At 52.7% G+C, this 6,530-nt stretch carries 5 protein-coding genes; 4 read left to right on the top strand and 1 reads right to left on the bottom strand.

All coding sequences use genetic code 11. The features are described from left to right. Window positions 1–123 precede the first annotated feature (123 nt). Together ACERIT_RS15935 and ACERIT_RS15940 are read left to right on the top strand one after the other, a co-directional pair. Window positions 124–1,134 (top strand): tyrosine-type recombinase/integrase, encoded by a 1,011-nt coding sequence (locus ACERIT_RS15935; RefSeq protein WP_373675842.1) that lies wholly within the window; start codon window positions 124–126, stop codon window positions 1,132–1,134. A 141-nt stretch (window positions 1,135–1,275) separates the two neighbouring features. Next, complete coding sequence (locus tag ACERIT_RS15940) at window positions 1,276–1,947, top strand: class I SAM-dependent methyltransferase (RefSeq protein ID WP_373675843.1); 672 nt, start codon at window positions 1,276–1,278, stop codon at window positions 1,945–1,947. Window positions 1,948–2,141: 194 nt separating this feature from the next. On the opposite strand, the gene ACERIT_RS15945 is transcribed toward ACERIT_RS15940, so the two are convergent. Beyond that, window positions 2,142–2,438: a hypothetical protein gene (locus ACERIT_RS15945; RefSeq protein ID WP_373675844.1), complete on the bottom strand. Its 297-nt coding sequence runs from the start codon at window positions 2,436–2,438 to the stop codon at window positions 2,142–2,144. A gap of 592 nt (window positions 2,439–3,030) precedes the next feature. Between ACERIT_RS15945 and ACERIT_RS15950 the strand changes: the two genes are divergently transcribed. Then, window positions 3,031–3,738, top strand: coding sequence for a hypothetical protein (locus tag ACERIT_RS15950; protein ID WP_373675845.1), 708 nt, complete (start codon window positions 3,031–3,033; stop codon window positions 3,736–3,738). A gap of 228 nt (window positions 3,739–3,966) precedes the next feature. Continuing rightward, window positions 3,967–6,530 (top strand): DEAD/DEAH box helicase (locus ACERIT_RS15955; protein ID WP_373675846.1); only part of this gene is annotated, 2,564 nt, incomplete at its 3' end.

The raw sequence follows: 6,530 nt of genomic DNA on the forward strand, positions 1-6,530 counted from the left end.
AAATCGGATGGGCGCTGCAGGCTTCCTATCGACCATCGAAAGGTCCGTCCTCTCGCGGTTTCCACCGCGTGAGACGCAGCCTGTGTAAGGTTCCTGTTAGGTTCGGGTTCGCCACCTCGAACCATGAGTCTGGAACCAATCGAACCCGACACCGCGTTGGAACTCTACCTCGCGGACAAGGACAACGAACTCGCCGACGCATCGCTCAAAGCCCACAAGTACCGGCTCGGCCACTTCATCCGCTGGTGCGACCAGCAGGACATCGAGAACCTCAACAACCTCAGCGGGCGGCAACTCCAGCGCTACCGCGTCTGGAGACGCGACGAGGGTGATCTCTCGCCGGTCTCAGAGAAAACCCAGATGGACACCCTTCGCGTGTTCATCCGCTGGCTCGAAACCGTCGACGGTGTCGAGCAAGACCTCAGTGAGAAAGTCCTCTCACCGAACATCACGCCCGAGCAAAATTCTCGCGACGTGATGCTGGACGATGACCGTGCCACCGACGTTCTCGCCCAACTCGAGAAGTACCACTACGCGTCAATCGAGCACGTCACGATCGCGCTTATGTGGCACACGATGATGCGTATCGGTGGCGTTCACGCGCTCGACCTCGTCGATTATCACCCGGACGAGCAGTACGTCGAAGTACGGCATCGGCCCGAGACAGGAACGCCGATCAAGAACCAAGGGGACGGCGAACGGCTGGTCGCTCTCTCGGACGACATCTGTGAACTCCTCGACGACTGGATCGAAACTCAGCGTCGCGACGTTACGGACGAATATGGCCGTGAAGCGCTACTGACGACTGCTCAGGGTCGGCCCTGCAAGTCGACCCTCCGAGTCTACGTCTACCAGTGGACTCAAGCCTGTCGATACGGTGCAGAATGTCCCCATAACCGTGATCCGGACGAATGCCAGGCGACTGACCGCGACCATCTCTCGAAGTGCCCGTCGTCAGTCAGCCCTCATGCGATTCGTCGCGGAAGTATCACGCACAGTCTGAACAACGATATGCCCGACAAGGTTGTCAGTGACAGGGCCAACGTCAGTCAGGAAGTGATCGATACTCACTACGACCGGCGAACAGAACGCGAGCGGATGGAACAGCGGAGAGACTACCTCGACGACTTGTAGTCCTGCCGTCTCCGTCATCCATTTTTCGCTCTTTTGAAAACCTCAGTCAGTGATAGTTTGTTGAGAAGGTGCTGAATAGATAGCGCACATCTTGCCTCACCAATTGTTTTACTGTTCAAATGTCTCACACCCAGACATAGCATGGCGGAGTCATCGGAGGAATTCTCATTTCAATCGAGTAAATCAACCGGTGAGATCAAAGCTGCCTACGACGAGGAAGAAGCCACGGACTATGCCGACACACACTGGCTGAAGCAGGTTATAGAACAGCGCACTCGCCGTCACCAGTTCGGGGACGTCAGTGGACGCGTCCTCGAAGTTGCCTGTGGAACGGGGGAAAACTTCCCCTATCTCCCCAAATCCGCCGACTTGGTCGGTATCGACGTCAGTAAACCCATGCTTGGTCGCGCTCGCAAGAGAGCGGACGACCTCGGTCGGCAGGTCGAACTGGAGCAGATGGATGCTCAACGCCTTTCGTTTGCCGACGATTCGTTCGACCACGTCGTCTCGTCCCTCTCGACTTGCACCTTTCCAGACCCTATCGAGGCGCTGAACGAGATGGGGCGGGTTTGCAAACCTAACGGGCAAATCCGGCTTCTGGAGCATCATAAATGGAAAGCGCCGGTGTTTGGCACAATCACGGAACGAATGAACGAGGGGGAGTACGAACGAGTCGGCTGCCGACTGTACGACGATCCGGCGGCAGTGGCCAGACAGTCGAATCTGGAAGTCATCACTGACCGACGGTGGCGGCTCCCACCGTTCACTGGTATCGTCGCTCGGCCACCGACGACTTTCGATACATCGATATGAGAGAAACCGCACAATCGATGTCCGGCGGGACTTCAGCGGAAATACGGACGGTTAGCTCACCGTAAGCTGCTGCATACACCCTCTATAGTCAGCACGACATTTTATCAATTACTGACGGTTTCAACGCGTCAATCTATTGGGCTTCTCAGTTGGACCGAATGAGTGGTACAAGGTATTCGCTAGCCAGACGATCATTAATCGCGACTATACTTCGGGTAGTTCTCGATGGCCTCTTCTACTATACTGATTCGGTAGGCCACGAGCTCCCAGTCATTTACTGTCTGCAAAATCTCACGCGTTTCAGCAGCATCGTCAGCCATGGCGGCCAGCTCGCGTAGTGCGTCAAGCGACTCCACCCCGAACTCATCGCGCCATGTCTCAATTTGGTCTTGCAACTGGGACTTCCGACGGATGAGATCATCTCGGTCGTGTTCATCCAGAAGGTCTCGGACTGTCTGCATCCGTGTATAGAGCGGGTCTGGAGAGTACATGGTTCTCCCACTGTGGCTACTTCCTGAGAGAATACCCATGTCTACGAGACGGTCAAGGTGAGTTCGGGCGGTGGTTTCCGCGACGTGTGCTTCGTCCGCGATATACGATACTGGTCGAGGTTGAGACAGTGTTTCCGTCACCGATCGCACTCTGTCAAATGCGCTTACTTGATCCGTCCATGTTTCGACGCCAGATGCGTCGTCACCCATAGTCCTAGATCGTCGCCAGAGTACAATAGTGTACCTTTCAGCGGGATTGAATCTCCGAGTCACATGGAAATCACGTGGGGAAACGAGGCGCGTATTGCTACCACTATACAGAACCTAGCTGCGTTGATTTACGCTTCGACAACCACCCGAAGGACAGTGCTCCGAACGCGCATTCTATCCTCCATCGGACGTCGGGCAAGCCGAGCCCTCGTACCTCACGGGCGTGATCCAACCGCCGATTGTCACCCGAGCTGTGATCACTCGCTGGCAATGAGCACCGATTGGGTGCCGGGGGCTGGAATCTCTGCTCAGATCCAGACAGGGAGTCCGGAAACTCACGTGCCATACCTTTACGTATTTCATCGCTACTCGTTATCGATAGATGCCTGGCAGATTCGCGATCGATATTGAAACAGTAAGTCCAACACTCGATCACTACGAGAAACCGCCCGACTTCCAAGACCCGCAATACTTTGAACTCCTCGCGGTCGTCCTCGGGTACGAATCACCGGATGGTAAACGGGAGACAGAGATGCTCTTCCGAACGTCCAGAACTCCTGAAGCCGAGTTAGACCTTATCGCTCGTACCCTTGATTGGCTGGGGGAACGAGATGGGGATACCTATCTAACATATGGTGGCGAATTCTTCGATGTTCCACAACTGATCGGGCGCGCTGAAACGGCAGCATCGGAAAGCCCTGATGAGCAACAGATTGTCGACCGTCTTCGGCGTTTGCTCACGAGCGAATTGCAGCATGATGATCTTCAGCAGCCGGCATGGAACGCGTTCGGGGATTACACCCGATTCGAAGAGGCCTGCACGAACGTCAACATCGAACCAGAAGAGACGCACTGGGCTGAATTCGAACACGGCGTGAACCTCGATGACATCCGCCCGTCGAAGTTCCAAGGATTCGAGAAAGTGATTAACAAGGACATCACCGTCTTCGGCGAGCGGTATCTCGAACTCGCCGATGTGGGTGCAACCGAGACGCTGACGTTCCGGTCGCTGCGCAATCTTTTGGAACACTATGGTCAGGAAGATACGGTTCACTTGTTCGAGTTAGCTGAGAAAAGGCCGTTTAGATAGAGCAAGAGGGGTGAAGAACACAGTGTGCACACTCTAGCACCCCCGACTAAACTGATGCAGTTGACAATTAGCTTGGCTATCGTATTCATAGGATTTCGACTCTAGGGGCTATCTTTGTACAGAGGGTGGCCCGGATTACTGCTAGAAAGAACGGTTAGCGCATGGATGCTTGCTCTGTCGTTATTCTCCAATACCTCAGGCACACCAAAGTCATTATCCCACATGACTATGACATTTGCAGATATGGGGTACTTTTCGAGACATTCTGACGTTATCGATTTTAGCTCCATCTCGGACATTTCTGAAAGCGGTCTTCGTGAGTGCCAAATGGGAGCCTTCTGGGCGGTCAACAGTCACTTTTCCTCAGATCCCGAGGATCCTGCCCTTGTCTCTCTGCCGACAGGCGCGGGAAAGACCGCACTGATGATGCTACTGTCCTTCGGTTTTGAGGCCGACCGGGTACTTGTCGTAACCGCATCTGAGGTGCTTCGGACCCAAACTGAGGAAAAATTCGATGAGTTGGACGGACTGAGCGATGCGGGAATCGTACCTGATGAGATGCAGACTCCCACCGTTGAGAAAATCACTACGAGAATGACAGACATCGACCAATGGGAGGGGGTCGACTCTGATGTAGTCGTCGCGCTACCTCACAATATTAGCAAGGTCTACGATTCTGAGGGGCGGGACGAGGAGATAGTCCATCCTCCAAATGACAAGTTCGACCTCGTATTATTTGATGAGGCCCACCATGTTCGGGCCCCCAGCTGGATGGAATTACTTGAGACGTTTAATGACGCGAACCGCGTGTTACTCACCGCTACCCCATTCCGTCGCGACCGAGAAACTCTACCCGGCAAGCTGGTCTATCACTATTCACTCGATAGGGCGATTGAGCAAGGGTTGTATCATCCCATAGAATTCAGGCCAGTACAAACAACCGAATCTGCGAATTCGGATCAACAACTGGCAAGAGAAGCTAAGCGAGTGCTTGAAGAGATCAGAGAAGAGTATCAGGACGGTAAACTCCTTATTCGATCTGGGTCGATTGGTGCAGCTGATGAATTGATTGGAGAGTACAGCGACATCGGTCTTGATGTCGATTCTGTTCATTCGAAGCGGACTTCAAAGCAAAATCAAGAAACACTGGAAAGCCTCCAGGAAGATGAACTGGATGGGGTAATTGCTGTCGGGATGCTCGGTGAAGGGGTTGATAATCCTGACTTGAAAGCCGCAGTCCTACATGAGCCGCCGAAATCATTTCCGTTTACTCTGCAATTGATTGGGCGTGTTACTCGTCCAGTCAATACCGAGAATACTCCCGCAGCCATAATTGCTGATCCCGATGAATTACGGCGGGAAGGTATTGGTGAGACCGTTAAACGGCTCTATCATGAAGACCGTGGATGGGGAGACTTGATACCTGACCTCGTTGAAGAGTACGTGGATACTTTGGTTCCGGGGGGACAACAGGGCGCAGATGGCCAATTCCGTGGTGTAAACGAGAGTGATCTTGAGCCGTATCTTAGCACTCGTCTATACGATATTCCAGAAGAAAATCTAGATTTCACAACCCAGGTCGATATTGGGAGTGAGGTGATAATCTACAGATTACCTTCTTCCCAGGCGGGTGACTTCTTGGGCCTAATTACTCGCCGACGTCAGAAGCCCGCGTGGGGTACACGGACCCCGCTCTCGTCTGTGGAATATGACCTTCATCTCTATTATCATGAAGCGGACTCTCAGACCCTTTTTGAGTCGTCGACATCAGACAAGCTCGCGAAAGAAATTCGATCAGAGATAACACAGGATGACCCAGATATTCGCGGTGGCGAATCACTTGTTCGTGTACTCCAAAGCGATGGCCCGGTAGAGTACCAAGTGGCCGGACTCGCTAACGCTCTCGGTCCCTCTAAGAGCCTTCCCTCTTATAAGATGCTCTTGGGCGAACGCGTAGAAGGCGCTATCAAGCCTAGTGATCCGAAGGCTTTCACACAAGGCCATGCAGTTGCTGAGGTTGATGGAGAAACGATCGGAATGAGTGAAGGACAGGGGACAGTCTGGTCGACTGGACGGGAGAAACTCGGTGAGTTCAAGGCTTGGTGTGATACCATAGCATCGAAACTGACTCAGTATCAGCAGGCCACATCCGCACCAAGTCTTGGATTAGGTGAAATCCAGCGAATTACTGAATTTCCTCAAGAACCCTTCTTCGGGATACTCAATCCTGCCACTCATCGGTTCGAGGTACATGTCCGGAATGGACGGCAAATAGAGATTTCAAATGCTTCATTCGGGGAATTCTCTCTTAGAGACGACAATCCAAGTGTAGTTGATTTTGAGTTCCTTCCCCAGAATGACGTCTCTCCAATTGAGGGAACGTATAATGTCGCATCAAACAGCTGGGATGGAGAAATAGAGAACTGCACTTTCATCGTGGATGATGGCGATGAATTCGCAGAAATCCCTGCGGAACAGTTCTTTGAACGGTATCCTCCATACTTCTACACCGGTGACGGTGAGCTGATCTACAGCGGAAGAAGTCATGCAGTTAAAGACAATCTCGAAGAGCTACCTGAATCCAGCTTCATTGAGGATAGCCGTATTGACTGGACAGACTGTGCAACGTGGATAGAGTACGGTATTGAGGAGAAAGATGACGATGATGCCACAGGACTAATCGACATCCACCAGTGGACTGAAGAGTTCATCACAACAAATGGGGAAGACGGACAGATAATCTTCTATGACCATGGATCCGGTGAAATTGCTGATTACGTCCAGATAGAGGA

This window comes from Halopenitus sp. H-Gu1 (assembly GCF_041821145.1).
In the GTDB taxonomy this organism is placed as follows: Archaea; Halobacteriota; Halobacteria; order Halobacteriales; family Haloferacaceae; genus Halopenitus.